We start from the raw sequence: 24,376 nt of genomic DNA, 5'->3' as shown, positions 1-24,376 counted from the left end.
TTGCCATGGGAGGGCTGTCGGAAAATTTTCACGGAGTATGTCCGATACCAAATTGGGCGATAGAAGGAGGGACTAAAATGGCAAAGCAAAAAATTCGTATTCGTTTGAAAGCTTACGATCATAGAATTCTTGATCAATCCGCTGAGAAAATTGTTGAAACAGCTAAACGTTCGGGCGCAGGTGTATCCGGGCCAATTCCGCTGCCAACTGAAAAACAAATCATTACTATTCTCCGTGCGGTACACAAGTACAAGGATTCCCGGGAGCAGTTCGAAATGCGCACACACAAGCGTTTGATCGACATTGTTAACCCGACTCCACAAACTGTGGATGCCTTGATGCGCTTGGACCTGCCGTCCGGTGTAGATATCGAAATTAAATTGTAATATGTAATTAGGAAAAGAAATGAGGTGTCAACATGAAAGGTATCTTAGGAAAAAAACTCGGAATGACTCAAGTGTTTACCCCTGAAGGTAACGTACTTGCTGTTACGGTTATCGAAGCAGGTCCTTGTGTTGTTCTGCAAAAGAAAGATCTGGAAAACGATGGATACGAAGCTATCCAACTCGGTTTCTCTGATAAGAAAGAAAAAAGATCCAACAAACCTGAAGCAGGACATGCGAAAAAAGCAAATACTGCACCTAAGCGCTACGTTCGTGAACTTCGTGGCATCGACCTTGCTGCGTACGAGGTTGGCCAAGAACTGAAGGCTGATGTCTTCACAGAAGGCGAGTTCGTTGACGTAACAGGTATTTCTAAAGGTAAAGGTTTTGCCGGCGTTATCAAACGTTGGGGACAAAGTCGCGGACCAATGGCACACGGCTCGCGTTACCACAGAGGTCCAGGTTCTATGGGTTCCATTCAAGCTAACCGCGTTCCTAAAGGTAAACACCTTCCAGGACACATGGGGCATGAAACGGTTACGATCCAACGTCTTGAAGTTGTTAAGATCGATACAGAACGTAATGTATTGCTCGTGAAAGGTTCCATTCCAGGACCTAAAAATAGCTTCGTTAAAGTATTAGAAACGGTGAAAAAATAAACAACTGAAGAAAGGAGGAACACGAAATGCCAAAAGTAGCACTATTTAATATTAGCGGCAGCCAAGTTGGTGAAATTGAATTGAACGACGCAGTGTTCGGTATCGAGCCGAATAAGCACGTTCTTCATGACGCTGTTGTTATGCAATTGGCTTCCCTGCGTCAAGGTACTCACAAAGTAAAAGGACGTTCTGAAGTACGTGGTGGCGGACGTAAACCTTGGAAACAAAAAGGTACTGGCCGCGCTCGTCAAGGTTCGATCCGTGCACCGCAATGGGTTGGTGGCGGTACTGTATTTGGCCCGACTCCACGCAGCTATGCTTACAAATTGCCTAAAAAAGTTCGTCGTCTGGCGATCAAATCGGCGTTGTCATCCAAAGTGATTGAGAATGAAATTATCGTATTGGACGCTCTTACACTGAACGGACCTAAAACGAAAGAATTCGCAGCCATTTTGAATAACCTTAAAGCTGATCGTAAAGCATTGATCGTAGCTCCTAGCTATGATGATAATGTAGCACTTTCCGCTCGTAATATTCCTGGTGTGAAGTTTGTAGCCGCAGACGGCATTAATGTTCTTGATGTGCTCGGACACGACAAACTGATCATTACGAAGGAAGCAGTTCAGAAGGTAGAGGAGGTGCTCGCGTAATGAAGGATCCTCGTGATATTATCAAACGTCCGGTTATCACCGAACGTACGGCTGGTATGATGAATGACTTGAAATACGTTTTCGAGGTTGACATTCGTTCTAACAAAGTCGAAGTTAAAAAAGCAATCGAAGCCATTTTTAACGTGAAAGTAAGTAACGTAAATACGCTTCGTGTTCCTGCAAAACCAAAACGCTACGGACGTCATTCCGGCTATACGAGCGAGTGGAAGAAAGCGTTCGTAACGCTGAGCAAAGACAGTAAGCCGCTTGAGTTTTTTGAAACGGTATAATTGAAACTGTAAAGTAAGGAGGGAAACTCAGTGCCAATTAAAAAGTATAAACCAACGTCCCCGGCCAGACGTGCTATGTCTGTATCTACTTTCGAGGAGATTACAACTAATCAGCCCGAGAAATCGTTGCTGGCACCTCTGAGCAAGCAAGCTGGACGCAATAACCAAGGTAAAATTACAGTTCGTCATCAAGGCGGCGGACACAAACGTAAATACCGTATTATTGACTTCAAACGTAACAAAGATGGAATACCGGGCCGCGTTGCTACGATCGAATATGATCCAAACCGTACGTCCAACATCGCACTTATCCACTATGTGGATGGTGAAAAACGTTACATCATCGCTCCTAAAGGTCTGAAAGTAGGAGACGAAGTGGTATCCGGTGCAGGTTCGGATATCAAAATCGGTAACTCCTTGCCATTGGAAAACATTCCAGTAGGTACGGTTATCCACAACATCGAATTGAAACCGGGTAAAGGTGGCCAACTCGTTCGCGCTGCTGGTACGGAAGCCCAACTTCTTGGTAAAGAAGAAAAGTATGTTACAATTCGTTTGTCTTCTGGTGAAGTTCGCCGCATTCTGAAAGTTTGCCGCGCTACAATCGGTTCTGTAGGTAACGAAGACCACGAACTGGTGAAAATCGGTAAAGCCGGTCGTAGTCGCTGGTTGGGACAACGTCCTGAAGTTCGCGGTGTTGTAATGAACCCTAACGATCACCCACACGGTGGTGGTGAAGGTCGCGCTCCAATCGGACGTAAATCTCCAATGTCTCCATGGGGTAAACCAACCCTTGGTTACAAGACACGTAAAAAAGGTAAAGCATCTGATAAGTACATCGTTCGTCGTCGTACTAAGTAATAAAACGTGCGCTTAAGTCGCACGTTAACATATTAAGGAACGACTACGTTTTAACGAAGGGAGGATTCATAAATGGGTCGCAGTCTCAAAAAAGGACCATTCATTGATGGTTACCTGTTGAAAAAAGTAGAGGTTTTGAACGAGTCGGACAAAAAAGTGGTAATCAAAACTTGGTCCCGTCGCTCTACGATTTTCCCGCAATTTATCGGACATACGTTTGGTGTATACGATGGTCGTAAACACGTGCCAGTATACGTAACGGAAGATATGGTCGGACACAAATTGGGCGAATTTGCTCCAACACGTACGTACAAAGGCCATACGGATGACGATAAGAAAACAAGAAGATAATCAACACAGCGTAGTGTTTGAGAGGAGGTAAACTCAATGGAAGCAAAAGCACATGCTAAGTCCGTACGGATTTCTGCTCGCAAAGTGAAACTTGTTATCGATTTGATTCGCGGTAAGCAGGTTGGTGAGGCGATCGCAATTCTTCGTCACACTCCAAAGTCCGCTTCTCCAGTCGTTGAGAAATTGTTGAATTCTGCGATTGCAAATGCAGATCACAACTACTCTTTGGACGTAAATAAATTGGTAGTATCTCAGGTTTTTGTAAACCAAGGTCCTACAATGAAACGATTCCGCCCGCGTGCAATGGGTCGTGCAAGTCGCATCAACAAACGCACCAGTCATATTACTCTGGTGGTATCTGAAAAATAAGGAGGGAAAACGTGTGGGCCAAAAGGTAAATCCCGTCGGACTCCGAATCGGTATTATCCGTGATTGGGAATCCAAATGGTATGCAGGCAAAGATTTCGGTGATCTTTTGCTGGAAGACGTTAGAATTCGTGAACATCTGAAAAAAAGATTGAAAGACTCCGCTGTATCCCGTGTTGAAATCGAGAGAGCAGCTAACCGTGTCAACGTAACGATTCACACTGCGAAACCAGGTATGGTTATCGGTAAGGGTGGTTCCGAAGTTGAAAATCTGCGTAATGAAATTACTAAAATCGCAGGCGGTAAAAAGGTACACATCAATATTTCTGAAATTAAAAATCCTGAACTGGACGCAATTCTGGTTGCTGAAAGCATTGCACAACAATTGGAACGTCGTGTTTCTTTCCGTCGTGCTTTGAAACAAGCGATTCAAAGAACTATGCGCTCCGGAGCAAAAGGAATTAAAACTCAAGTAGGCGGACGTCTTGGCGGTGCCGAAATCGCTCGTTCCGAAGGGTACAGCGAAGGAACTGTTCCACTGCATACGCTTCGTGCCGACATTGACTATGGTACAGCGGAAGCTCATACTACTTACGGTCGTCTTGGCGTAAAAGTATGGATCTATCGTGGAGAGGTTCTTCCTCCAGCTAAGAAACAAGCTCCTCAGGAAGGAGGCAACTAATCATGTTGGTACCAAAACGCGTAAAACATCGTAAACAACAACGTGGTCATATGAAGGGTCGTGCAAAAGGCGGTACTACACTGAACTTTGGTGAGTACGGTTTGCAAGCTACTGAACCTGCATGGATTACTAACCGTCAAATCGAAGCTGCTCGTATTGCGATGACTCGTTACATCAAACGTGGTGGTAAGGTTTGGATTAAAATTTTCCCTGACAAACCAATTACTCAGAAGCCTCTTGAGGTTCGTATGGGTAGTGGTAAAGGTAACGTAGAAAAATGGGTTGCAGTAGTGAAACCAGGCAAGATTATGTTCGAACTTGCTGGTGTTCCGGAAGAGATTGCTCGTGAAGCAATGCGTCTTGCCGCTCACAAACTGCCAATCAAAACTAAGTTTGTGAAACGTGAAGAATTGGGTGGTGAAGCAAATGAAGGCTAGTGAATTCCGCAACCTAACCACTGCTGAAATCGAACAAAAGATCTCCGGTTTTAAAGAAGAACTTTTCAACCTTCGTTTTCAACTCGCTACCGGTCAGCTTGATAACCCGACTCGGATCGGCGCTGTGCGTAAGGAAATTGCTCGTGCTAAAACTGTGATCCGTGAAAGAGAACTTGGGATTAGCTAAGATATCAGACCGGGTGGAAAATCCGCCTGTAATTAGGAAGGAGGCCAACAATGAGCGAACGTAATGCCCGTAAAGTATTAGTCGGTAAAGTAGTCAGCGACAAAATGGATAAAACGATTGTGATTGCTGTAGAAACTTACAAAAAACATGATCTCTACCATAAACGTATTAAAGTAACTAAGAAATTCAAAGCTCATGATGAAAACAACACTGCACAAATTGGTGATACTGTTAAAATCATGGAAACTCGCCCTTTGTCCAAAGACAAAAACTGGAGACTGGTCGAAATCGTTGAAAAAGCTGTTATAATCTAATGTAGTGTAGTTTTTCCGAAAGGAGGATAAATAAATGATTCAACCATTTACACGTTTGACTGTAGCTGACAATTCCGGCGCGAAGGAACTGATGTGTATCCGTGTGCTCGGTGGTACGGGACGTCGTACAGCTCAAATTGGTGACCTGATCGTTTGTTCCGTAAAACAAGCAACACCAGGCGGCGTTGTCAAAAAGGGTGATGTAGTAAGAGCGGTTGTTGTTCGTACTAAACGTTCTATCCGCCGTAAAGACGGTTCCTACATCGGATTTGACGAGAACGCAGCAGTGGTCGTTAAAGAAGACAAGAGCCCACGTGGTACTCGTATTTTCGGACCAGTTGCTCGCGAACTTCGTGACAAGGACTTCATGAAAATCGTTTCCTTGGCTCCGGAAGTGATCTAAACTCACCTTAAAATGTGCCCGTAGGAGGTGTACGAAATGCCAAAAGTGAAAAAAGTTCTGGAATCCCATAACAACAAGCTTCACGTCAAAAAAGACGACACTGTTCTGGTGATTACAGGTAAAGATAAAGGTAAAAAAGGTCGCGTTATCGCTGCTTACCCTCGTCAAAACCGTGTGCTTGTGGAAGGTGTTAACATGATTAAAAAACACCAAAAGCCTAATCAGCTGAATCCACAAGGCGGCATCATCGAGAAAGAAGCTCCGATTCACGTTTCCAACGTTATGCACATTGATCCGAAGAGCGGAAAAGTAACCCGTGTTGGTTACAAAGTTTTGGACAACGGAAAAAAAGTGCGCATTGCAAAACGTTCTGGCGAAGTGATCGACTAATTATTTTTTGAAGAAAGGAGGTATATGATTCATGGCTACAACAAGAATGAAAGAACGTTTCTTGAAAGAAATCACTCCTGCTTTGATGCAGAAGTTCAACTATACAACAGTGATGCAAGTGCCTAAAATCGAGAAAGTTGTAATCAACATGGGTGTTGGCGACGCAGTCCAAAACTCCAAAGTACTTGATTCAGCTCTCAACGACATGCAGCTGATTGCTGGTCAAAAACCAGTAATCACTCGCGCAAAAAAATCTATTGCAGGTTTTAAATTGCGTGAAAACATGCCGATCGGTGTAAAGGTAACACTTCGTGGCGAGCGTATGTATTATTTCTTGGACAAATTGTTCAACATTACTCTTCCTCGCGTACGTGACTTCCATGGTGTATCGACAAAAGCTTTCGACGGACGTGGTAACTACACGCTTGGTCTGAAAGAACAGTTGATCTTCCCGGAAATCGAGTATGATCAAGTTGATAAAGTTCGTGGTATGGACATCGTTATCGTAACGACTGCCAAAACTGACGAAGAGTCCCGTGAGCTTCTGACTCAGCTGGGCATGCCTTTCGCAAAATAATGTTGGCATAACGTTTCGGGCGTCTGATTTTAAAGACACCCTGTTCTCCGAAACTATTTAGGAGGTGTCAGGCTAAGTGGCAAAAACTTCAATGAAAGTCAAACAACAACGCACACCAAAGTTTAAAGTTCGTGCTTACACTCGTTGCGAGCGTTGTGGTCGTCCACATTCGGTACTGCAAAAGTTTAAGATCTGCAGAATTTGCTTCCGTGAATTAGCTTATAAAGGCCAGATTCCTGGCGTGAAAAAAGCAAGCTGGTAAAAAGTCCTGTTTGGGAAGGAGGTTTATACACAATGACTATGTCTGATCCAATTGCAGATATGCTTACTCGTATTCGTAACGCGAACACAGTTCGTCACGAAACAGTAGAAATGCCTGCATCTACAATGAAAAAACAAATCGCCGACATCCTGAAACGTGAAGGATTCATTCGTGATGCGGAATTTGTTGAAGATAGCAAACAAGGGATTATCCGTATTTTCTTGAAATACGGTGCGAACAACGAGCGTGTTATTACAGGTTTGAAAAGAATCAGTAAACCAGGTCTTCGCGTTTACACGAAGAGCAATGAGATTCCACGCGTATTGGGTGGACTCGGGATCGCAATCATTTCAACATCCAAAGGTATCATGACCGACAAAGAAGCACGTCAGTCCAAAGCCGGCGGAGAAGTTGTTTGCTACGTTTGGTAAGATAACGTTTAAAAGATAGGAGGTGCAACAGATATGTCCCGTATTGGTCGTAAACCAATCACAGTACCAAGTGGTGTTGACGTGACTTTGAACAACACAGCGATCACAGTTAAAGGTCCTAAAGGAACATTGACTCGTGAGCTTCATAAAGACATGTCCGTTACTGTGGAAAACAATGAAATTAATGTAGTTCGTCCTTCGGACAACAAACTTCACCGCTCTTTGCATGGAACAACCCGCAGCGTTGTCAACAACATGGTAAGTGGTGTAACTGAAGGGTTTTCAAAATCTCTGGAGCTGGTTGGGGTCGGATATCGTGCAAGCAAATCCGGAGATAAAATTGTTCTGAACGTTGGATACTCTCACCCGGTTGAAATCACACCGGAAGCGGGCATCGAATTCGAAGTTCCTTCGAACACTAAAATCATCGTTCGCGGAATTGATAAAGAGCGTGTAGGTGCCTACGCTGCTAAAATTCGTTCCGTTCGTGAACCTGAACCGTACAAAGGTAAAGGGATTAAATACGAAGGCGAGCGCATCATTCGTAAAGAAGGTAAAGCCGGTAAGAAGAAATAAGTTTCTTACCGACTTTGTGCGGTCTTTCTGCAGGAAAGACTTCGTACTTCTTTTTTACCCAGTGCGTCTTAGTATAAAGTTTTAAAAGGCAAACTGAAGGGAGTGAAAACTTGAGATGATTACAAAACAAGATAAAAATAAAGCACGTGTCAGAAGACATCTGCGTGTACGTAAGAAAATCGAAGGTACGGCTGTACGTCCTCGTTTGAACGTATTCCGCTCTTCCAAGCATATCTACGCACAACTGATTGATGATGTAGCTGGTGTAACATTGGTATCTGCATCCACTATGGATAAAGAACTGAGCAGCGAAATCAAAAACGGCGGTAGTGTAGAAGCAGCTCGTAAAGTTGGCGAACTCGTTGCTAAACGTGCGAAAGAAAAAGGCCATGCTAACATCGTATTTGACCGTGGTGGATACTTGTATCATGGACGGATTCAAGCTTTGGCTGATGCAGCTCGCGAAGCAGGCCTTGAATTCTAAGACATTTCTCAAAAGGAGGTTAACGACTTGCGTGTAGATCCGAATACTTTGGAACTGACTGAAAGAGTAGTAAATATTAATCGTGTAGCTAAAGTTGTCAAAGGCGGACGCCGTTTCAGCTTCAGTGCTCTGGTAGTAGTGGGCGACGGCAACGGCTGGGTAGGCGCTGGAATCGGTAAAGCTGGCGAAGTACCTGATGCAATTCGCAAAGGTATTGAAGATGCTAAGAAAAACCTGGTTCACGTTCCACTCGTAGGAACAACAATTCCTCACCTTGTTACAGGTAAGTTCGGTGCTGGCCGGGTTCTGTTGAAACCGGCATCGGAAGGTACTGGAGTTATCGCTGGTGGTCCGGTTCGTGCTGTACTGGAACTTGCTGGTGTAGGTGATATCTTGACAAAATCTTTGGGTTCTTCGAATTCCATGAATATGGTCAATGCGACTTTGGAAGGTTTGTCCCGCTTGAAACGCGCTGAAGAAGTTGCAAAATTGCGCGGCAAATCCATCGAAGAGCTGCTGGGCTAAGGAGGGAATATCATGGCGAAATTAGAAATTACCCTCGTTCGTTCGTTGATCGGCCGTCCTGGTAATCAGAGAACGACTGTTAAAACGCTCGGCTTGCGTAAAATCAACCATAAAGTAGTTCAACCCGACAATGCAGCTATTCGCGGGATGATTAATCAAGTTAGCCATTTGGTTTCTGTTAAAGAAATTGAGGCTTAAGAAATAAAGTATTTTAACAATAATCAAGGAGGTGCAACGAACGATGAAGTTACATGAGCTTTCCCCAGCTCCAGGCTCCCGCAAAGAACGTAAACGTTTGGGTCGTGGTCCTAGTAGCGGTACGGGTAAAACTTCTGGTCGTGGTCATAAAGGTCAAAACGCTCGTTCCGGCGGTGGTGTACGTCCGGGCTTCGAGGGTGGTCAAAATCCACTGTATCGTCGCTTGCCTAAACGCGGTTTCGTAAATCCTACTCGTAAAGAGTATGCGGTTTTGAATATCGAAGATTTGAACAGTTTTGCAGCGGGTACAGAAGTAAGCCCTGAGTTTTTACTGAATAATGGCATTGTGAAAAACGCTAAATCCGGAATCAAAATTCTGGGTAACGGTGAAATCACTGTGAAATTGACAGTTAAAGCGAACAAGTTCTCTCAATCTGCGGTAGAGAAAATTGAAGCTGCCGGCGGTAAAACCGAGGTGATCTAATGTTCAAGACCCTGAAAAATATATGGCGGGTTGAGGATCTTAGAACCCGAATCCTGTTCACCCTGTTTATACTCTTTGTATATCGTATTGGCTCCTTTGTGCCGGTTCCCGGCGTGAACAAGCAAGTCTTTACTTCTCAGGATCAGGCAGGAAGCGAGTTGTTTGGACTCCTTAACACCTTCTCAGGGGGCGCATTGTATCAGTTTTCGATCTTCGCCCTCGGGATTATGCCATATATTACAGCGTCCATCATTGTACAGTTGCTGTCAATGGACGTGATTCCGAAACTTGCGGAATGGGCTAAACAAGGAGAGCATGGTAAAAAGAAGTTGGCTCAAATTACGCGTTATGGTACGGTAATACTTGGCCTGATTCAAGCATTCGGAACGTCGATTGGCTTTAATCGACTGTACGGTGCAGCGATGATTCCAGGAGCCACTTTTGCAGATTATCTGGTCATTGCCATTGTGCTTACAGCAGGAACTACGTTCCTTATGTGGCTCGGTGAGCAAATTACCGAAAAGGGAATCGGCAATGGTATCTCTATTGTTATCTTCGCAGGGATTGCAGCGGGTATTCCAAGACATATTCGGACGGTTGTAGAATCTCAGTTTATTCAGGCAGATCAGCTGTTTATGAATATTCTGAAGGCAATTATAATTGCCCTGGTGATTGTTCTGATTATTGTTGGTGTTATCTACATCCAGCAAGGTATTCGGAAAATCCCGGTACAATACGCGAAACGTGTAGTTGGCAACAAAATGTACGGTGGCCAGAATACGCATATTCCGATGAAAATTAATGCGGCAGGCGTTATTCCGGTAATCTTTGCGGTATCATTGCTGCAATTCCCGACAATTATTGCGAGTTTCTGGGCAGATCATGTTTGGGCTAAGTGGGTTACCACTTACTTGTATTATGACAAGCCGCTGGGCATGGTTTTGTATGTCGTAATGATTATCGGTTTCACATTCTTCTATACCTTTGTACAGATGAATCCGCAGCAAATGGCCGACAATATGAAGAAAAACGGCGGTTATATTCCGGGAATTCGCCCGGGTAAAGCCACGGAGAAATACTTGACACGAGTAATGTCACGTTTGACAATGACAGGAGCCTTGTTTCTGGCAGTCATATCCGTTTTGCCGGTATTCTTCGGTTCGCTTTCGGGCTTGCCTCGTTCCGTGCAAATTGGCGGTACTTCATTGCTCATCATCATTGGTGTAGCATTGGATACAATGAAGCAAATCGAAAGCCAACTGATCAAACGCCATTACAAAGGCTTCATCAACAAATAGGCAATAGGTACCGGCTTAGGATGTTCGCATGCTTACCGGCACCTTTTGTGCTGTTTCTTGTGTAGGGGTCGTCTTGAGGAGTGACAGATTGTGAATATTTTGATCATGGGCCCTCCGGGGGCTGGTAAAGGTACACAAGCAGATGTCATTGTGAAGGAATTCGGCATTCCTCATATCTCGACAGGTGATGCTTTTCGCCTAGCGATGAAACAGGGAACACCTATTGGCATTAAAGCTAAAGAATATATCGACAAGGGTGAACTTGTTCCGGATGACGTAACAATCGGTATCGTTGAAGAACGGCTACAACAGCCAGATTGCAAGAAAGGGTTCTTGCTGGACGGTTTTCCAAGAACTTTGGCTCAAGCTGAAGCCTTGGATCAAATTTTGGGTCGTTTGAATACGAAGCTAGATGACGTCATCAACCTGAAAGTGGATAGTGACAACTTGTTGGCACGAATCACAGGACGGCGGGTTTGTAAAAGCTGCGGAACTAGCTATCATATTGTCTTTAATCCTCCTAAGGTTGAAGGCATTTGCGATAAAGACGGTGGGGAACTCTATCAGCGTCCTGACGATAATGAAGATAGCGTAAGAACACGACTTGACGAATATAGTAATAAAACAGCACCACTCCTCACGTTTTATGAGAACCAGAATCTTCTGCGTCATATTGACGGAGAACAGGATATTGATGTGGTTTCCCAAAATATCGTGTCCTTGTTGCGGGGTTAGCTGTAATGATCATTTGCAAGTCGGGGACGGAATCAAGCTTTATGAGGAAAGCTAAGAGAATAGATACGGAAACGGATCATCTCTTGGCAGGACACATCGAGCCCGGTATTACGACCGGTGAACTTGATCATTTAGCTGATCGGTATATTCGCAGTCAGGGAGCTGTGCCGTCTTTTAAAGGTTATAACGGTTTTCCTGCTAGCATTTGCGCTTCAGTCAACGAACAACTGGTGCACGGATTTCCCGGCAAACGCAAGTTAAACAAAGGCGATATCATCGCGAAAACTCGCCAGTTTACAATGTCGCATGCCATTCGGCAATATATTGAGAATCCAAACCGTGGTATTCCTGAGCAGGGGCCGAGGCTGAAAACCGGCATTGGGCTGGCTATTGAATCAATGATTTAGATAGGTTCTCACCATGTAGGGACGCTGGAAGACAACTGGACGGTCGTTACGATGAACGTAACCTCATGTGCTCATAACGAGCAAGCGGTGACGTGCGAAACGGGCGGCATGGACATTTTCACGAAACTGAGTGCGTAGGTGATTGTAATGATTCAGCAAGGAAACCTGCAAATCGGTCAGCTGGTGAAGATTCTGAAAGGCAGAGGTGCCGGACAGATTGCGGTTGTCGTTTCAGTAGCAGATAGCAGGTTTGTATATATTGCGGATGGGGATAAACGAAAGTTTGATCAAGCGAAGAAGAAAAATGTTCTTCATTTGGTGCCTCAGCCAAAGATTAGTAGCGAGATTGTAAACAGTTTAAACGAAAGCGGTCGGGTGACGAATGGAAAGCTGCGCCATGCAGTGAAAACTTTCCTGGACTCGTCCGAATACCAAGCTGAAGAGAAAGGAGACTGACTTTGGCCAAAGAAGATGTCATTGAGGTTGAAGGTACGGTAATCGAGCCACTGCCGAACGCTACGTTCAAGGTAGAGCTGGAGAACGGTCATCAAATTCTTGCTCATGTTTCCGGAAAGCTGCGGATGCACTTTATCCGTATTTTGACAGGCGACAAGGTGGTTGTACAGTTATCGCCTTACGATTTAACCAAAGGCCGTATAACGTACCGCAAGTAATTCATGCAGGTTTTTATTAAACGTATGTCATTTAAAAAACTTGTTTTGCTCGGCAAAACGATGTGAATGTTCACGAAGCGAGTTTTACCAGGGTAAAGCTTGGAGGAGGTAATCAACATGAAGGTAAGACCTTCTGTAAAACCTATTTGCGAAAAATGCAAAGTCATTCGCCGCAAAGGGAACGTAATGGTTATTTGCGAAAATCCGAAACACAAACAAAAACAAGGTTAATAGAAGGGGGTGTAGCGTAAAATGGCTCGTATAGCTGGTGTGGATTTGCCACGTGACAAACGCGTTGAGATCGCCTTGACTTACATTTTCGGAATCGGTAAAACGACTTCTCAGAAAATCTTGAAGGAAACAGGCATCAGTGCAAACACGCGTGTTCGTGATTTGACTGAAGATGAAGTGAGCAAATTACGTGAAACGATCGACAAAGAAGTTAAAGTAGAAGGCGATCTGCGTCGTGAAATTTCCTTGAATATTAAACGTCTGACTGAGATTGGCTGCTACCGTGGTGTTCGTCACCGTCGTGGGTTGCCTGTTCGCGGACAACGTACTAAAACTAATGCTCGTACCCGTAAAGGTCCTCGTCGGACTGTAGCGAACAAAAAGAAATAAGAAGGGAGGATAACATTCAATGGCTAAACCGAAAAAAGTTGTACGTACAAAACGCCGTGACCGTAAAAATATCGAGACTGGCGTGGCACACATCCGTTCCACGTTCAACAACACGATCGTTACGATCACAGATCCACACGGTAACGCAATCTCTTGGGCCAGCTCAGGTGGCATGGGATTCCGTGGTTCCCGTAAATCTACTCCATTCGCAGCGCAAATGGCCGCAGAAACTGCTGCTAAAGCTGCTATGGAACACGGCATGAAAACTGTCGAAGTCATGGTTAAAGGACCTGGTGCAGGTCGCGAAGCAGCAATCCGCTCTTTGCAAGCTGCTGGTTTGGAAGTTAACCTGATCAAAGACGTAACTCCGGTACCTCATAACGGATGCCGTCCTCCAAAACGTCGTCGCGTCTAATGAGATTTCTCCTCTGCGTGTAGTATAGATCCGGCACAAACTGCCAAGAATGGATGTTTAGGTATACTGCATGATAGACTATGGATAAGGTGAATGTTTCATATAGGAGCGACGTTTTGAAGGAGGGATATTGCAGTGATAGAAATCGAAAAGCCGAAAATTGAGACGGTTGACGTCAATGATGATGGCACCTATGGAAAATTCGTAGTAGAACCGCTGGAACGCGGATACGGTACGACGCTGGGAAACTCGCTTCGCCGTATTCTGTTATCCTCGTTACCGGGGGCAGCAGTCACATCGGTTCAGATCGATGGGGTTCTGCACGAGTTTGCAACGGTTCCCGGTGTGAAGGAAGACGTAACGGAGATCATTCTGAACTTGAAAGCTTTATCGCTTAAAATCCACTCGGATGAAGAGAAAGTACTCGAAATCGATGCGGAAGGCGAAGGAGTTGTAACGGCAGGAGATATCCGTGCGGATAGTGATGTGGAAATTCTTAATCCGGATCTTCACATTGCTACGCTCGGACCGGGTTCGAGACTTCACATGCGTATTTTTGCCAATCGCGGTCGCGGTTACGTTAAGCAGGATCGGAACAAACGTGATGACCAGCCGATCGGCGTCATTCCCGTCGACTCCATCTACACTCCGATTGCACGCGTGAACTACGGCGTAGAAAATACGCGTGTCGGCCAGGTTACGAATTATGACAAGCTGACACTTGAGGTTTGGACTGACGGAAGTATTCGTCCCGAGGAAGCAGTGAGCCTTGGAGCCAAAATTTTGACCGAGCATGTGATGTTGTTCGTGGGTCTCACGGACGAGGCAAAAGATGCTGAAATTATGGTTGAAAAAGAAGAAGACAAGAAAGAAAAAGTTCTTGAAATGACGATCGAAGAGCTGGATCTCTCCGTCCGTTCCTATAACTGCCTTAAGCGCGCTGGTATCAATACGGTACAAGAACTCACGACTAAATCTGAAGAAGATATGATGAAGGTCCGTAACTTGGGTCGCAAATCTTTGGAAGAAGTACAAGAGAAGCTCGAGGAACTTGGTTTAGGACTTCGTACGGAAGAATAGTACAGCAACGTTTTTGTGAAGGAGGGGAAATTACATGGCATACCAAAAATTGGGCCGTAACTCCAGTGCCCGTAAAGCTTTGTTTCGTGATTTGGTAACCGATCTGTTCTTGTATGAGCGTATCCAAACTACTGAGGCTAAAGCGAAAGAAGTTCGTTCTATTGCTGAAAAACTGATCACCAAAGCAAAAAAAGGAGATCTGCACGCACGTCGTCAAGTGGCTGCGTTCGTTCGCCGTGAAACTTTGGATGGTGAGCAGGATGCAATCCAAAAGCTGTTTAGCGAATTGGCTACACGTTACACTGAGCGTCCAGGTGGATACACTCGTATCCTGAAATTGGGACCTCGTCGTGGCGACGCCGCTCCAATGGTATATCTGGAATTGGTTGACCGCGCGTAAACAGGCGAAGATGAGGGAAGGGTGGACAGAATCGGCTTGATTCTGAACAACCCTTTTTTTCTCTTGGAGGAGTCCTTGAGGGGCTTCTCCTTTGTTATGTTCGGTTATTCCTTGCAAGGCCAGAGACTACCCCTACAAAGGTGTGAGAAGCATGCGGAACTTGTGCATGAAGGTGAACTATGACGGAACCCACTATGATGGCTTTCAGACGCAGCCTAACGGTAACACCATTCAGGACTGCCTTGAACATGCTATTTACTCATTGACGGGCGAGCGTCTTAAAATTACAGGCTCAGGCCGTACAGATGCAGGTGTACATGCATACGGGCAGGTATTCAATTTTCACACTGAATCGCCGATTCCGTTGCAGCGCTGGTGTCTGGCACTTAATGCCTGGTTGCCTCGTGATATCATCGTTACGGATGCGAGAGAGGTGCCACTGTCCTTTCATGCACGCCGCATGGCGAAGCGGAAGACATATCGGTACAGTATTAATGCGAACCGGTTTCCGGACATCTTTCACCGTCGTACACAGGCCCATCATCCAACGAGTCTGGATGTAAGAGCGATGGAGGAAGGGTTAGCTCATTTAGTTGGCACCTTTGACTATACTTCGTTCGCATCTCGACGTTCCCAAAAGACGAATCATGTTCGCACTATTTACGAAGCCTATATGACAGTAGACCATTCCTTTTCACGTCCGGACTCGGATGATCAGGGAATTATCCATACTTATATTACAGGTAGCGGATTTTTGCAGCACATGGTTCGGATTATTATGGGTACTTTGCTGGAAGTGGGAGAAGGCAAAAAATCGTCGGATGATATTCCTTCCATTTTAGAGGCGAAAAATCGTTCAAAGGCCGGACCTACGGCCGTTGGACACGCTTTAACGCTCTGGAATGTAGAGTACGACGAAAACATCAAAAAACATTGATTTTACCCTTGCGGAATTGATGGTTATCCTGTAATATAAAAGTTGTGTTTTCTTAATGGCTTTCCCACAGCCCCAATTAAGATAATCACTTTAAATTAACATCTAATCCATCAATAATGCAGCAACTTAACGAACGAAGATAAATGATGATTTCTGTTAACGAACTTAAGGAGGATACTTTTCATGCGTACTACGTATATGGCGAAGCCAAATGAAGTTGAGCGCAACTGGCACATCATTGATGCCGAAGGCAAAACGCTCGGCCGTCTGGCAAGCGAAGCGGCTGCGTTGATTCGCGGCAAACACAAGCCACAATTTACACCACATGTGGACACAGGTGATTTTGTTGTTGTAATCAATGCGGAAAAAATCGTATTGACCGGTAAAAAAATGGAGAACAAGAAATACTACCGTCACTCCCTGCATCCGGGTGGTCTGAAAGTAACGGTTGCACAAGAAATGGTTAAGAACAAGCCTGAGCGTATGTTGGAATTGGCTGTTCACGGTATGCTTCCTAAAACTCGTCAAGGCGAGAAAATGAAGCTGAGACTTAAAGCTTACAGAGGCACTGAGCATCCACATGCAGCACAAAAACCTGAAGTTTACGAACTTCGCGGATAATTAAAAGGGAGGACAGTTTCATGGCACAAGTACAATACTATGGGACAGGTCGTCGTAAACATTCGGTAGCTCGTGTTCGTCTCGTACCGGGTGAAGGACGCATTGTCATCAATAAGCGTGATATTAATGAATATTTCGGTTTGGAAACTCTCAAACTGATCGTAAAACAACCACTGAACCTGACAGAAACAGTTGGCAGCTATGACGTACTCGTTATCGCTCATGGTGGTGGTATCTCTGGTCAAGCCGGCGCAATTCGCCACGGTATTTCCCGTGCTCTGTTGAAAGCAGATCCGGAATTCCGTCCAGCTTTGAAAAAAGCAGGCTTCTTGACTCGTGACCCACGTATGAAAGAACGTAAAAAATACGGTCTCAAAGCCGCTCGTCGTGCACCACAGTTCTCGAAACGTTAATATTTCGAATACAGAAGAACCTTTTCCTTATGGAAAGGGTTCTTTTTTATTTAGTCATTTCCTGATTATTATCCACATGTGGATAAGTAGACCTACTCTAAAATTCATAGGCTTCAGCATGTTTCTGCGAATACATAAATAACCGCATGCAAATGCATGGAACACGAAAAGTTATCCACGATGTAATTGAAGACGATATTGTTATACACAAATACAGTTGGCTATTTCCACGGAGTTTATTCTGTAATGTTTATAACCTGTGACTAAAATATAATGTTCGACTATCAAATTAGCCTCATCTTAATATTCTCTGCTAAGTGCTGTTTCACGAGACACTTTGCTTTCAGTTGTTTATGTAAAGTCCCTTGATATGTTCTGGCTGGTACTGTCTATGCCTCTTGTGCAGTTGTTTTGGGCGTAGCTAGGGATACGGCAAGGAATACCTCTTTTTATTTGTGTGCACTGAGAGAAGGACGCTCGTTAGCCTAGCACTGTCCGCTTTCTATGCTACTGCAATGGCAACGGCGATTTACATGTTACTGGTAATGGAAATAGTCTACACAGCAATCGCTCCAAACTATAACCGGGAGCACCCTGTATTGTCCGACTGTGTCTACCCTCATAAAATTGACCCTCCTTGATGACAGGCTTTAAATAGGCTTCCAGTAGCGATAAGAGTCTTGCTTGTGTCCAGTGGATCAATTCCTCGGGAATTGCCTCTACAAGCGCTTTAGGATTGGATAGAGGCATAATAAGAGTTCAGCGCGCAGTCATTTCTTTTATAATTTCCACAATGAAAGCATCGCTGACGCCAGAGCTCCAGAATAGTGTAGTCGATTTCATCTGGCTAAAAATTCGAGTAAAGGCTAGTTTGCCTTCATCTGAACTCGTCCACATACGGACTTCATCTTTGGAATGCAAAATAAGAGCTTTGAAACCTAAAGTTATTTTCAATTCCCTCGGTTAGCACCCTTCGATAATCTTAGATTCAGAAACGATGTTGCTTTCTTCTACAGATGATTCTTGCTTGATCAAGCAACCCAAAGCTGTTCAGCATTATCGATGGCTGCCGCGCACTAGGCCAAGATTAGGATACGCTGCTCCTAGATGCCTCTAAAGCATTTCACTCAGAAGATCCACAAGCATATGTATAGTACAATAATACATTTTGGCTATAGAAATCATTCAACTAAGTAATTTTGCGTAGCAAGGTAGGTTGTCAAAAAAATGCTTATCCGCACGTTCGGCTTGCTCTTCCAAAGTCAAAACTATAGGATGTATTCCTTCAAGGACCAAACTATTCCCATATAATGTTATATAAGAAAGCCCTTTGTTTAAAAGCGTACTGGTGGTACGCCTTTGTCTTCGGCAGAGTAGAGAACAAGCCGTCTTTGTTGACGTAAAAAGCCTCCATTCAAGCATACCTTCAGCTACACTAGTTATTTTTAGTAACCAAAGAGCCTATGGACCATTTTCAAGTGTTTGGTATAAGAATATTTTATATAAAGCCAATGAACTTGGTTGGATACGCAAGAAAGCATTAAAGAATGCTGACAGAGCAACATTCCTGCAAATGTGGGTGGATAAATGCTTGCATCAGGACATTTTGCCGTGGATTGACAATGATTGTGAAAGTTTTATACTGTATTTAATCTTATTAGTTTAGTCGGTATTGGAGTGACACTTATTTATGAATCTTCATATGGAGGCGCATTGATAATGAATTTATTGGAGAAAGAAGCGTTGATTAGAGTCAAGGCAATTGAACTGGAAGAGGCTACGCCAGAGGAAATTATCCAGTATGCTGTTCTTACATTTCCCAATCTTACCTTTGCTTGTAGCTTCGGAGCAGAAGATGTAGTACTAGTAGATATGCTTCAAAAAATTAGCCCTTCCACCGACATTTTTTACTTGGACACCGACTTTCATTTTCAAGAAACTTATGATACGCGAGATCAGATGAAAGCCAGATATAACTTGGATTTTGTTAGGGTCTCTCCCTTAATTACTCCTGAAGAGCAAGCGGCTGAACATGGAGAGGAACTGTGGAAAACAGATCCAAACACATGTTGTGGTATACGCAAAGTTGAGCCGCTGACACGTATTTTGTCACAATACGATGCGTGGATTACCGGTATTCGCCGGGATCAGGCCCCTACCCGTGCGAATTCAAAAAAGGTAGAGTATGACGAAAAGTTTGGACTCGTTAAATTTAACCCCTTGGCAAGCTGGACATCCGAGGATGTATGGAACTATATCCGTACTCATGAAGTGCTGTATAATCCATTGCATGATCGCAATTATCCCAGTATCGGTTGTGAGCAATGTACCCGTGAGGTCCTACCAGGTGAAGATCCTCGTGCAGGTCGCTGGTCAGGCAATGAGAAAACGGAGTGTGGGCTCCATCAATAAAATGGTATTTAGGTAGCTATGAGTCATATTTATGAAGAGAAGGGAAGTGCATTATGACTGCAATTCTTCCGCATGGCGGAACACTTGTTGATAAAATCATTACAGGACCGAAGCAAAAAGCACTTTTGCAGGCCGCAGAGGAATTGTTCCCAATCCGTGTAAACTCATGGACCATTTCTGATCTGGATTTAATTGGAGTGGGGGCATTTTCTCCTTTGACGGGGTTTATGAATGAATCTGATTATCGGTCAGTGGTAACAGATATGCGTCTTGCCGATGGTACAGTCTGGAGTATTCCCATTACTCTTGCAGTTGCAGAAAGTGTAGCCAGTGAATTGAAATTAGGTCAGCAGGTGGCTTTGGTGGGTGAAACAGACGGTACTATTTATGCTGTACTTGATATTGAAAGTATTTATCAGGTAGATCAGGCTGAGGAAGCCAGACGAGTATTCAAGACCGATGACCCTGCTCATCCTGGCGTAAACAAACTGTTAGATCGACCTGCTACGTATGTTGGTGGATCTGTGCAAGTGCTGAATCGGCCGGAGCCCACACAATTTAGTGAGTTTTACTATACACCATCACAGACACGCGACTATTTTGTAGAAAAAGGCTGGAAAACAGTGGTCGGTTTTCAAACACGAAATCCGGTACACCGGGCGCATGAGTACATCCAGAAAAGCGCGATGGAGATTGTGGATGCTTTGTTTCTAAACCCACTCGTTGGTGAAACCAAGTCAGATGACGTTCCGGCAGATGTGCGTATGAAGAGCTATCTGGTGCTGCTGGACAATTATTATCCGGCTGATCGGACTTTTCTGGGGGTATTTCCTGCTGCCATGCGATACGCGGGTCCTAGAGAGGCCATTTTCCATGCTATTGTGCGAAAAAACTATGGCTGCACCCATTTTATTGTTGGAAGGGATCATGCCGGGGTAGGAGACTATTATGGTACCTACGAAGCACAGGAAATTTTCAGGCACTTTACACCTGAAGAGCTGGGGATTACTCCATTGTTCTTTGAACACAGCTTTTATTGCACTCGATGTGGAAATATGGCCTCAAGTAAAACATGCCCACATCCCAAGGAGCATCATTTGACGCTCTCGGGCACCAAGGTACGGGAATTGTTGCGCTCTGGGGTTTGCCCGCCACCTGAATTTACACGATCGGAAGTTGCTCAAGTGCTGATTGAAGGTATGAAAGAATTTGTTCATGCCTGAGTTGTACTATCTACACGCCTCGTCCCATATAGATTATTAGTATCTGTATAGGACGGAGGCGTTTTGTTATGCAAAAAAATAATCGTAAACACGAGGTTACACTGTGGATTCGCTATCGGACGTTGCAAAAAATGCTGTTGGGCTGTTGTCTCGCCGTTCTGTTTATTACACTGGTATTGTATGAGATACCTGCTTCGAGAGCTTGGACCCATTGGAGTTTACCCCTTACTGGTAAAGTAATTGCTATAGATGCTGGACACGGAGGGCCTGATGGAGGGGCGGTTAGCAAAGAAGGAATTATTGAAAAGGATATTAATCTGGCAATCGCTTTTTATTTGCGGGATTATTTGCAGCAAGCAGGTGCTGTTGTTGTCATGACACGTGAGGATGACCGCGACCTGGCGCAGCAAGAAACGAAAGGTTACGCCAGAAGGAAAACGGAGGATTTGAAGCAGCGTGTGCGTATAATTGAGGAGCAGAAAGCAGACCTCTTTCTAAGTATTCATATGAACAGTATTCCGTCGAGCCGTTGGAGTGGAGCCCAGACCTTTTACGTTCCTAACCATGCAGATAACGAGAATTTGGCGTCTTTAATTCAGGAAGAAATCAAACGCAACTTGGAAAATACGGACAGAGTGGCTAAGACCGTGAACGCAGTTTATTTATTGAAAGCTCTCAAAATGCCATCAGCCCTTGTAGAAGTCGGATTTTTGTCCCATCCAGAGGAAGCTAGACGACTAAGTGACGTGAACTATCAAAGGCAGGTGGCGGCGTCCATATATAAGGGGATTTTGCGTTACAGTGCCGGGGAAAAGGGGATCTCACCAGCACCTGAGGCCAGATAGTGGTATACTGTAAGTGTTTACCACTCCGTAATTCATTAAAGCAGAGGTGCTGATAATTCATGCAATCAAGAGAGCAAGTTATAGAGCTACTTCAACAAGTGCGGGAGCCTCAAACAGGACGCCGTCTAGTCGATCTCCATTTTATTCGGGATGTGGTTGTTAAAGAGGATCGGGTATCCCTGACCGCTATTAGTTTGAATAGCCAGGAAGAGACGTGTGCAGAACTGGAGCGGGAAATCCGGCAGACGTTAGAAGAGGCGGGATTAAGCCACGTCCATATTCGTATTCGTGAGGCATCTGAGCATGAAAAGTCCGCAATTCAAGCTGTGGAGAATACCGAGGGAGCCGCTGACCCGGTTTTGACCAAAGGACATGCTGTCGGTATGGAAGAACATGAGCTGCTTAGTCCAGCATCTGGCGTCCGGTTTATTGCCATTGCAAGCGGAAAAGGTGGTGTCGGAAAATCGACAGTAGCTGTAAATTTGGCTGCTGCTTTAGCTAGACAGGGGAAGCGTGTGGGTTTAATTGATGCGGATATCTATGGATTTAGCGTGCCGGATATGATCGGGGTGGAGGAGGTTCCTTCTGTCGAAGATGGTATCATTCAGCCGGTGGAGCGATTCGGTATCAAAATCATGTCTATGGGCTTCTTTGTCAGAGAGAACAATCCGGTGATTTGGAGAGGTCCCATGCTGGGGAGAATGCTCAGACAGTTTTTTAGTGATGTTGAATGGGGACAACTGGATTATATGATACTCGATTTACCACCAGGGACTGGCGATGTAGCGCTTGACGTACATCAAATGATTCCGCAGAGTGAAGAAATCATTGTCACTACCCCACATGCAACTGCAGCTTTTGTAGCTGCACGTGCAGGGGCTATGGCGCTCCAAACAGATCATAAGGTCATTGGTGTTGTGGAGAACATGTCCTATTATGTATCCTCCACCGGAGAAAAGGACTATGTTTTTGGACGCGGTGGCGGGGCTATGCTGGCAGATACCCTTCATACGAAGCTGCTGGCGCAAATTCCGCTGGGTATCCCAGACAATCACCCTTCAGAAGCCGACTTTTCTCCATCCGTATATAAATCCGAGTCGGCGACAGGGGCAATTTACAATGATATTGCTGCTCAAATTACGACGTTGCACGCGGAATTTGAATAAGAAAAAAAGGCTGGTTGTTGAACCAGCCTTTTTATTATTGGCCTCCACCTTGTTCTCCTTCGCCTCCACCACCACCATCTTGCTTCTGATCAGCAGAGCCACCTTGCTCACCGCTTTTTTTCTCAACCTTAGGTTGGAGTTCCTCTTGTACGACAGTTTTAAGTAAATTCATGACTTCAAGCCGAAAAATCGGATTCTGCATGGCATCATGCATGACTGTCATAGATTGTTTGCGATATTCAGGAGTTTTAGTTAAGTCCATATACATCTTGGTCAGTTCTGGCGACTTAAGCATCGCTTCAATTGATTTTTGATAAGAAGGGTCTTTTATAAGTTGCATATGAAGCTGTTTGCTTTGGCTGTTGATGGCTTTGGCAAATTCTCCGGCAAAACGCGGATCAGTCATAATTTTTTCGATTTCTTTTTTATATTCAGGTGATACCAAAGTATCTTTGACTGCGATCTTCATCTGTTCAGCCGATTGCATGGGCATAAGCATTTTCATTCCCATGCTGCCACCAGATCCACCACCAGCCCCACCCTCTTCACTGCTTTGACCGGATTGTCCTTCTTTTGAAGTGCTTTCCCCGGTTAAAGCCTCTTCTACAGCTTTTTTTCCGTCATCGCTTTTCAAGATATCGACAACCATCGTTTTCATCTCTTTATAACTGTTCTGGGGGGGCGCAGAACCCTGATCCGAGCCGCAGCCACTCAGTGCAACGCCCAGTACGCATACCGTGCTAACAAATCGCAAACGAGTCCAATTCATGGCCGTATTCCTCCTTCATCATGAATGTGGATAGTATGCGGATGAATGCGGAGAAATATGTCGATTTGCTTTTGGTTTTTAGCTGAGAACGATGTAAAATAACTCCTTAAAGACCCAGTGCCTGATCGCGTACCTCTTTGCCTTTTACTGTACCCTGTTGAAGCAGTTCAGATACAGTCACGAATTCATAGCCTTGTGCGCGCAACTTGTCGATAATGACGGGCAAGGCTTCATGTGTTTGTTTACAGGAATCACTGGCATGCAGAAGGACGATATCGCCAGGATGCGCTTTATTTACAACACGGTCGATTATGACCTGAGTACCAGGGTTTTTCCAGTCCAGGGAATCTGTATCCCACTGAATGGTTTTGTAGCCTAAAGTGCCGGCAACCTGAAGGACCCTTTTATCAAAGTCGCCATTAGGCATACGGATCAACTTCGGGGACTGTCCCGTCAGTTCGGTTAATGTGGTATGAGCAATGGAAATCTGCTTACGAATATCTTCATCGCTTAAGCTACTGTAATTTTCGTGTTTATGGCCATGACTGCCGATCTCAAATCCACTTTCTTTAATCTGATTCACAAGCTCTGGATGTGTTTTACTCCAAGGGGCAGAAAGAAAAAAGGTGGACTTAGTCACTTTTTTATCCTCAAGGACTTTTAAGATGGGGGCAGTACGCTTATCACCCCAACTAATATCAAAGGTGAGAGCGATCAGCTTTTTGTCCGTGGGTACACTATAAATAGCGGTTGGTGCTTCCTCGGAAAAAACCGTAACATTATCGGTTTCTACATAAATGACTCCAACAGTAAAGACGGCTGCAGCCATTACGATTAAGAATCGTTTGAT

Annotated in this window: 40 protein-coding genes and 1 pseudogene (1 of these 41 cut by a window edge); 38 read left to right on the top strand and 3 right to left on the bottom strand. The window is 44.7% G+C overall.

Annotation, left to right across the window (positions count from 1 at the left end):
* Positions 1–77: 77 nt before the first annotated feature.
* The 34 genes and pseudogenes from rpsJ to rpsI all read left to right on the top strand — a co-directional run bounded on the left by rpsJ (position 78) and on the right by rpsI (position 17,111).
* Positions 78–386, top strand: a complete 309-nt coding sequence (gene rpsJ, locus ACUUJN_RS23540) for a 30S ribosomal protein S10 (protein ID WP_005544556.1) — start codon at positions 78–80, stop codon at positions 384–386.
* A gap of 32 nt (positions 387–418) precedes the next feature.
* Positions 419–1,042 (top strand): 50S ribosomal protein L3, encoded by a 624-nt coding sequence (gene rplC, locus ACUUJN_RS23535; RefSeq protein WP_013312161.1) that lies wholly within the window; start codon positions 419–421, stop codon positions 1,040–1,042.
* 26 nt (positions 1,043–1,068) lie between these two features.
* Positions 1,069–1,692 carry a 50S ribosomal protein L4 gene (rplD, locus tag ACUUJN_RS23530; RefSeq protein WP_013312160.1) on the top strand — a complete coding sequence of 208 codons (624 nt, stop codon included), beginning with the start codon at positions 1,069–1,071 and terminating at the stop codon, positions 1,690–1,692.
* The gene (rplW, locus tag ACUUJN_RS23525; protein WP_013312159.1) at positions 1,692–1,982 is read left to right on the top strand and encodes a 50S ribosomal protein L23; all 291 of its coding nucleotides are present in this window, start codon (positions 1,692–1,694) and stop codon (positions 1,980–1,982) included. The genes rplD and rplW overlap by 1 nt, the downstream gene beginning before the upstream one ends.
* 30 nt (positions 1,983–2,012) lie before the next feature.
* Positions 2,013–2,843 carry a 50S ribosomal protein L2 gene (gene rplB, locus ACUUJN_RS23520; protein WP_023990557.1) on the top strand — a complete coding sequence of 277 codons (831 nt, stop codon included), beginning with the start codon at positions 2,013–2,015 and terminating at the stop codon, positions 2,841–2,843.
* Between the two features lie 72 nt (positions 2,844–2,915).
* Entirely contained in the window at positions 2,916–3,194 is a 279-nt protein-coding gene (gene rpsS / locus ACUUJN_RS23515; RefSeq protein ID WP_007432579.1) for a 30S ribosomal protein S19, read from the top strand.
* Positions 3,195–3,230: 36 nt separating this feature from the next.
* A complete protein-coding gene (gene rplV / locus ACUUJN_RS23510) occupies positions 3,231–3,563 on the top strand; it encodes a 50S ribosomal protein L22 (RefSeq protein ID WP_013312157.1) in 333 nt (110 codons plus the stop codon).
* A gap of 13 nt (positions 3,564–3,576) precedes the next feature.
* Positions 3,577–4,242, top strand: a complete 666-nt coding sequence (gene rpsC, locus ACUUJN_RS23505; RefSeq protein WP_013312156.1) for a 30S ribosomal protein S3 — start codon at positions 3,577–3,579, stop codon at positions 4,240–4,242.
* 2 nt (positions 4,243–4,244) lie between these two features.
* The gene (rplP, locus tag ACUUJN_RS23500) at positions 4,245–4,679 is read left to right on the top strand and encodes a 50S ribosomal protein L16 (protein ID WP_007432576.1); all 435 of its coding nucleotides are present in this window, start codon (positions 4,245–4,247) and stop codon (positions 4,677–4,679) included.
* Positions 4,669–4,866 carry a 50S ribosomal protein L29 gene (gene rpmC / locus ACUUJN_RS23495; protein WP_007432575.1) on the top strand — a complete coding sequence of 66 codons (198 nt, stop codon included), beginning with the start codon at positions 4,669–4,671 and terminating at the stop codon, positions 4,864–4,866. The genes rplP and rpmC overlap by 11 nt, the downstream gene beginning before the upstream one ends.
* Before the next feature lie 50 nt (positions 4,867–4,916).
* The gene (gene rpsQ, locus ACUUJN_RS23490) at positions 4,917–5,180 is read left to right on the top strand and encodes a 30S ribosomal protein S17 (protein WP_007432574.1); all 264 of its coding nucleotides are present in this window, start codon (positions 4,917–4,919) and stop codon (positions 5,178–5,180) included.
* 34 nt (positions 5,181–5,214) lie between these two features.
* Entirely contained in the window at positions 5,215–5,583 is a 369-nt protein-coding gene (gene rplN / locus ACUUJN_RS23485; RefSeq protein WP_007432573.1) for a 50S ribosomal protein L14, read from the top strand.
* A gap of 36 nt (positions 5,584–5,619) precedes the next feature.
* The gene (gene rplX / locus ACUUJN_RS23480; protein ID WP_013312155.1) at positions 5,620–5,973 is read left to right on the top strand and encodes a 50S ribosomal protein L24; all 354 of its coding nucleotides are present in this window, start codon (positions 5,620–5,622) and stop codon (positions 5,971–5,973) included.
* 31 nt (positions 5,974–6,004) lie between these two features.
* Positions 6,005–6,550 carry a 50S ribosomal protein L5 gene (rplE, locus tag ACUUJN_RS23475; RefSeq protein ID WP_007432571.1) on the top strand — a complete coding sequence of 182 codons (546 nt, stop codon included), beginning with the start codon at positions 6,005–6,007 and terminating at the stop codon, positions 6,548–6,550.
* 76 nt (positions 6,551–6,626) lie between these two features.
* Positions 6,627–6,812, top strand: a complete 186-nt coding sequence (locus ACUUJN_RS23470) for a type Z 30S ribosomal protein S14 (RefSeq protein ID WP_013312154.1) — start codon at positions 6,627–6,629, stop codon at positions 6,810–6,812.
* 32 nt (positions 6,813–6,844) lie between these two features.
* Positions 6,845–7,243, top strand: a complete 399-nt coding sequence (gene rpsH / locus ACUUJN_RS23465; protein WP_007432570.1) for a 30S ribosomal protein S8 — start codon at positions 6,845–6,847, stop codon at positions 7,241–7,243.
* Positions 7,244–7,276: 33 nt separating this feature from the next.
* Positions 7,277–7,819 (top strand): 50S ribosomal protein L6, encoded by a 543-nt coding sequence (rplF, locus tag ACUUJN_RS23460; protein WP_013312152.1) that lies wholly within the window; start codon positions 7,277–7,279, stop codon positions 7,817–7,819.
* 115 nt (positions 7,820–7,934) lie between these two features.
* Positions 7,935–8,303 carry a 50S ribosomal protein L18 gene (gene rplR, locus ACUUJN_RS23455; RefSeq protein WP_007432568.1) on the top strand — a complete coding sequence of 123 codons (369 nt, stop codon included), beginning with the start codon at positions 7,935–7,937 and terminating at the stop codon, positions 8,301–8,303.
* Between the two features lie 27 nt (positions 8,304–8,330).
* Positions 8,331–8,828, top strand: coding sequence for a 30S ribosomal protein S5 (rpsE, locus tag ACUUJN_RS23450; protein WP_013312151.1), 498 nt, complete (start codon positions 8,331–8,333; stop codon positions 8,826–8,828).
* A 12-nt stretch (positions 8,829–8,840) separates the two neighbouring features.
* Entirely contained in the window at positions 8,841–9,026 is a 186-nt protein-coding gene (rpmD, locus tag ACUUJN_RS23445; protein ID WP_013312150.1) for a 50S ribosomal protein L30, read from the top strand.
* Positions 9,027–9,069: 43 nt separating this feature from the next.
* A complete protein-coding gene (gene rplO, locus ACUUJN_RS23440; RefSeq protein WP_013312149.1) occupies positions 9,070–9,510 on the top strand; it encodes a 50S ribosomal protein L15 in 441 nt (146 codons plus the stop codon).
* Positions 9,510–10,808, top strand: coding sequence for a preprotein translocase subunit SecY (gene secY / locus ACUUJN_RS23435; RefSeq protein WP_013312148.1), 1,299 nt, complete (start codon positions 9,510–9,512; stop codon positions 10,806–10,808). Before rplO ends, secY begins: the two co-directional genes overlap by 1 nt.
* Positions 10,809–10,898: 90 nt before the next feature.
* Positions 10,899–11,543 carry an adenylate kinase gene (locus tag ACUUJN_RS23430; protein ID WP_013312147.1) on the top strand — a complete coding sequence of 215 codons (645 nt, stop codon included), beginning with the start codon at positions 10,899–10,901 and terminating at the stop codon, positions 11,541–11,543.
* 5 nt (positions 11,544–11,548) lie between these two features.
* Positions 11,549–12,088, top strand: a pseudogene (locus ACUUJN_RS23425) (M24 family metallopeptidase).
* Positions 12,089–12,097: 9 nt separating this feature from the next.
* Complete coding sequence (locus ACUUJN_RS23420; protein ID WP_013312145.1) at positions 12,098–12,406, top strand: KOW domain-containing RNA-binding protein; 309 nt, start codon at positions 12,098–12,100, stop codon at positions 12,404–12,406.
* 2 nt (positions 12,407–12,408) lie between these two features.
* Entirely contained in the window at positions 12,409–12,624 is a 216-nt protein-coding gene (gene infA / locus ACUUJN_RS23415; protein ID WP_006212898.1) for a translation initiation factor IF-1, read from the top strand.
* A gap of 117 nt (positions 12,625–12,741) precedes the next feature.
* Complete coding sequence (rpmJ, locus tag ACUUJN_RS23410; protein ID WP_003333770.1) at positions 12,742–12,855, top strand: 50S ribosomal protein L36; 114 nt, start codon at positions 12,742–12,744, stop codon at positions 12,853–12,855.
* Positions 12,856–12,876: 21 nt separating this feature from the next.
* Positions 12,877–13,245, top strand: a complete 369-nt coding sequence (gene rpsM, locus ACUUJN_RS23405; RefSeq protein ID WP_007432560.1) for a 30S ribosomal protein S13 — start codon at positions 12,877–12,879, stop codon at positions 13,243–13,245.
* 19 nt (positions 13,246–13,264) lie between these two features.
* On the top strand, positions 13,265–13,660 hold the full coding sequence (gene rpsK, locus ACUUJN_RS23400; protein ID WP_013312144.1) for a 30S ribosomal protein S11: 396 nt from the start codon (positions 13,265–13,267) through the stop codon (positions 13,658–13,660).
* Between the two features lie 135 nt (positions 13,661–13,795).
* Positions 13,796–14,740 carry a DNA-directed RNA polymerase subunit alpha gene (locus ACUUJN_RS23395; RefSeq protein ID WP_007432558.1) on the top strand — a complete coding sequence of 315 codons (945 nt, stop codon included), beginning with the start codon at positions 13,796–13,798 and terminating at the stop codon, positions 14,738–14,740.
* Positions 14,741–14,774: 34 nt separating this feature from the next.
* The gene (gene rplQ / locus ACUUJN_RS23390) at positions 14,775–15,140 is read left to right on the top strand and encodes a 50S ribosomal protein L17 (RefSeq protein WP_013312143.1); all 366 of its coding nucleotides are present in this window, start codon (positions 14,775–14,777) and stop codon (positions 15,138–15,140) included.
* Between the two features lie 151 nt (positions 15,141–15,291).
* Entirely contained in the window at positions 15,292–16,077 is a 786-nt protein-coding gene (truA, locus tag ACUUJN_RS23385; RefSeq protein WP_023990555.1) for a tRNA pseudouridine(38-40) synthase TruA, read from the top strand.
* A 183-nt stretch (positions 16,078–16,260) separates the two neighbouring features.
* Positions 16,261–16,698 (top strand): 50S ribosomal protein L13, encoded by a 438-nt coding sequence (gene rplM / locus ACUUJN_RS23380; protein WP_013312141.1) that lies wholly within the window; start codon positions 16,261–16,263, stop codon positions 16,696–16,698.
* 20 nt (positions 16,699–16,718) lie between these two features.
* Positions 16,719–17,111 (top strand): 30S ribosomal protein S9, encoded by a 393-nt coding sequence (rpsI, locus tag ACUUJN_RS23375; protein ID WP_013312140.1) that lies wholly within the window; start codon positions 16,719–16,721, stop codon positions 17,109–17,111.
* Between the two features lie 507 nt (positions 17,112–17,618).
* Here rpsI and ACUUJN_RS23370 read toward each other — a convergent pair.
* Positions 17,619–17,861, bottom strand: a complete 243-nt coding sequence (locus tag ACUUJN_RS23370) for a hypothetical protein (RefSeq protein ID WP_279836224.1) — start codon at positions 17,859–17,861, stop codon at positions 17,619–17,621.
* Positions 17,862–18,830: 969 nt separating this feature from the next.
* Between ACUUJN_RS23370 and ACUUJN_RS23365 the strand changes: the two genes are divergently transcribed.
* The 4 genes from ACUUJN_RS23365 to ACUUJN_RS23350 all read left to right on the top strand — a co-directional run bounded on the left by ACUUJN_RS23365 (position 18,831) and on the right by ACUUJN_RS23350 (position 22,757).
* On the top strand, positions 18,831–19,523 hold the full coding sequence (locus ACUUJN_RS23365) for a phosphoadenylyl-sulfate reductase (protein WP_013312138.1): 693 nt from the start codon (positions 18,831–18,833) through the stop codon (positions 19,521–19,523).
* Between the two features lie 53 nt (positions 19,524–19,576).
* The gene (sat, locus tag ACUUJN_RS23360; protein ID WP_484668982.1) at positions 19,577–20,746 is read left to right on the top strand and encodes a sulfate adenylyltransferase; all 1,170 of its coding nucleotides are present in this window, start codon (positions 19,577–19,579) and stop codon (positions 20,744–20,746) included.
* A 68-nt stretch (positions 20,747–20,814) separates the two neighbouring features.
* Positions 20,815–21,591, top strand: coding sequence for an N-acetylmuramoyl-L-alanine amidase CwlD (gene cwlD, locus ACUUJN_RS23355; protein WP_484668981.1), 777 nt, complete (start codon positions 20,815–20,817; stop codon positions 21,589–21,591).
* Positions 21,592–21,650: 59 nt separating this feature from the next.
* Positions 21,651–22,757: an Mrp/NBP35 family ATP-binding protein gene (locus ACUUJN_RS23350; RefSeq protein WP_484668980.1), complete on the top strand. Its 1,107-nt coding sequence runs from the start codon at positions 21,651–21,653 to the stop codon at positions 22,755–22,757.
* A gap of 34 nt (positions 22,758–22,791) precedes the next feature.
* On the opposite strand, the gene gerD is transcribed toward ACUUJN_RS23350, so the two are convergent.
* Together gerD and pdaB are read right to left on the bottom strand one after the other, a co-directional pair.
* Positions 22,792–23,526 carry a spore germination lipoprotein GerD gene (gene gerD, locus ACUUJN_RS23345; RefSeq protein ID WP_023990486.1) on the bottom strand — a complete coding sequence of 245 codons (735 nt, stop codon included), beginning with the start codon at positions 23,524–23,526 and terminating at the stop codon, positions 22,792–22,794.
* 106 nt (positions 23,527–23,632) lie between these two features.
* On the bottom strand, positions 23,633–24,376 hold the 3' portion of the coding sequence (gene pdaB / locus ACUUJN_RS23340; RefSeq protein ID WP_023990485.1) for a polysaccharide deacetylase family sporulation protein PdaB. It continues 36 nt past the right edge of the window; the window shows 744 of its 780 coding nt (coding positions 37–780); the start codon falls outside the window, past its right edge; the stop codon is at positions 23,633–23,635.

It is taken from the genome of Paenibacillus sp. LRG-1 (genome assembly GCF_057220305.1).
The sequence above is the reverse complement of the archived record's forward strand: the minus strand, read 5'-3'. Positions and strand labels throughout refer to the sequence as shown.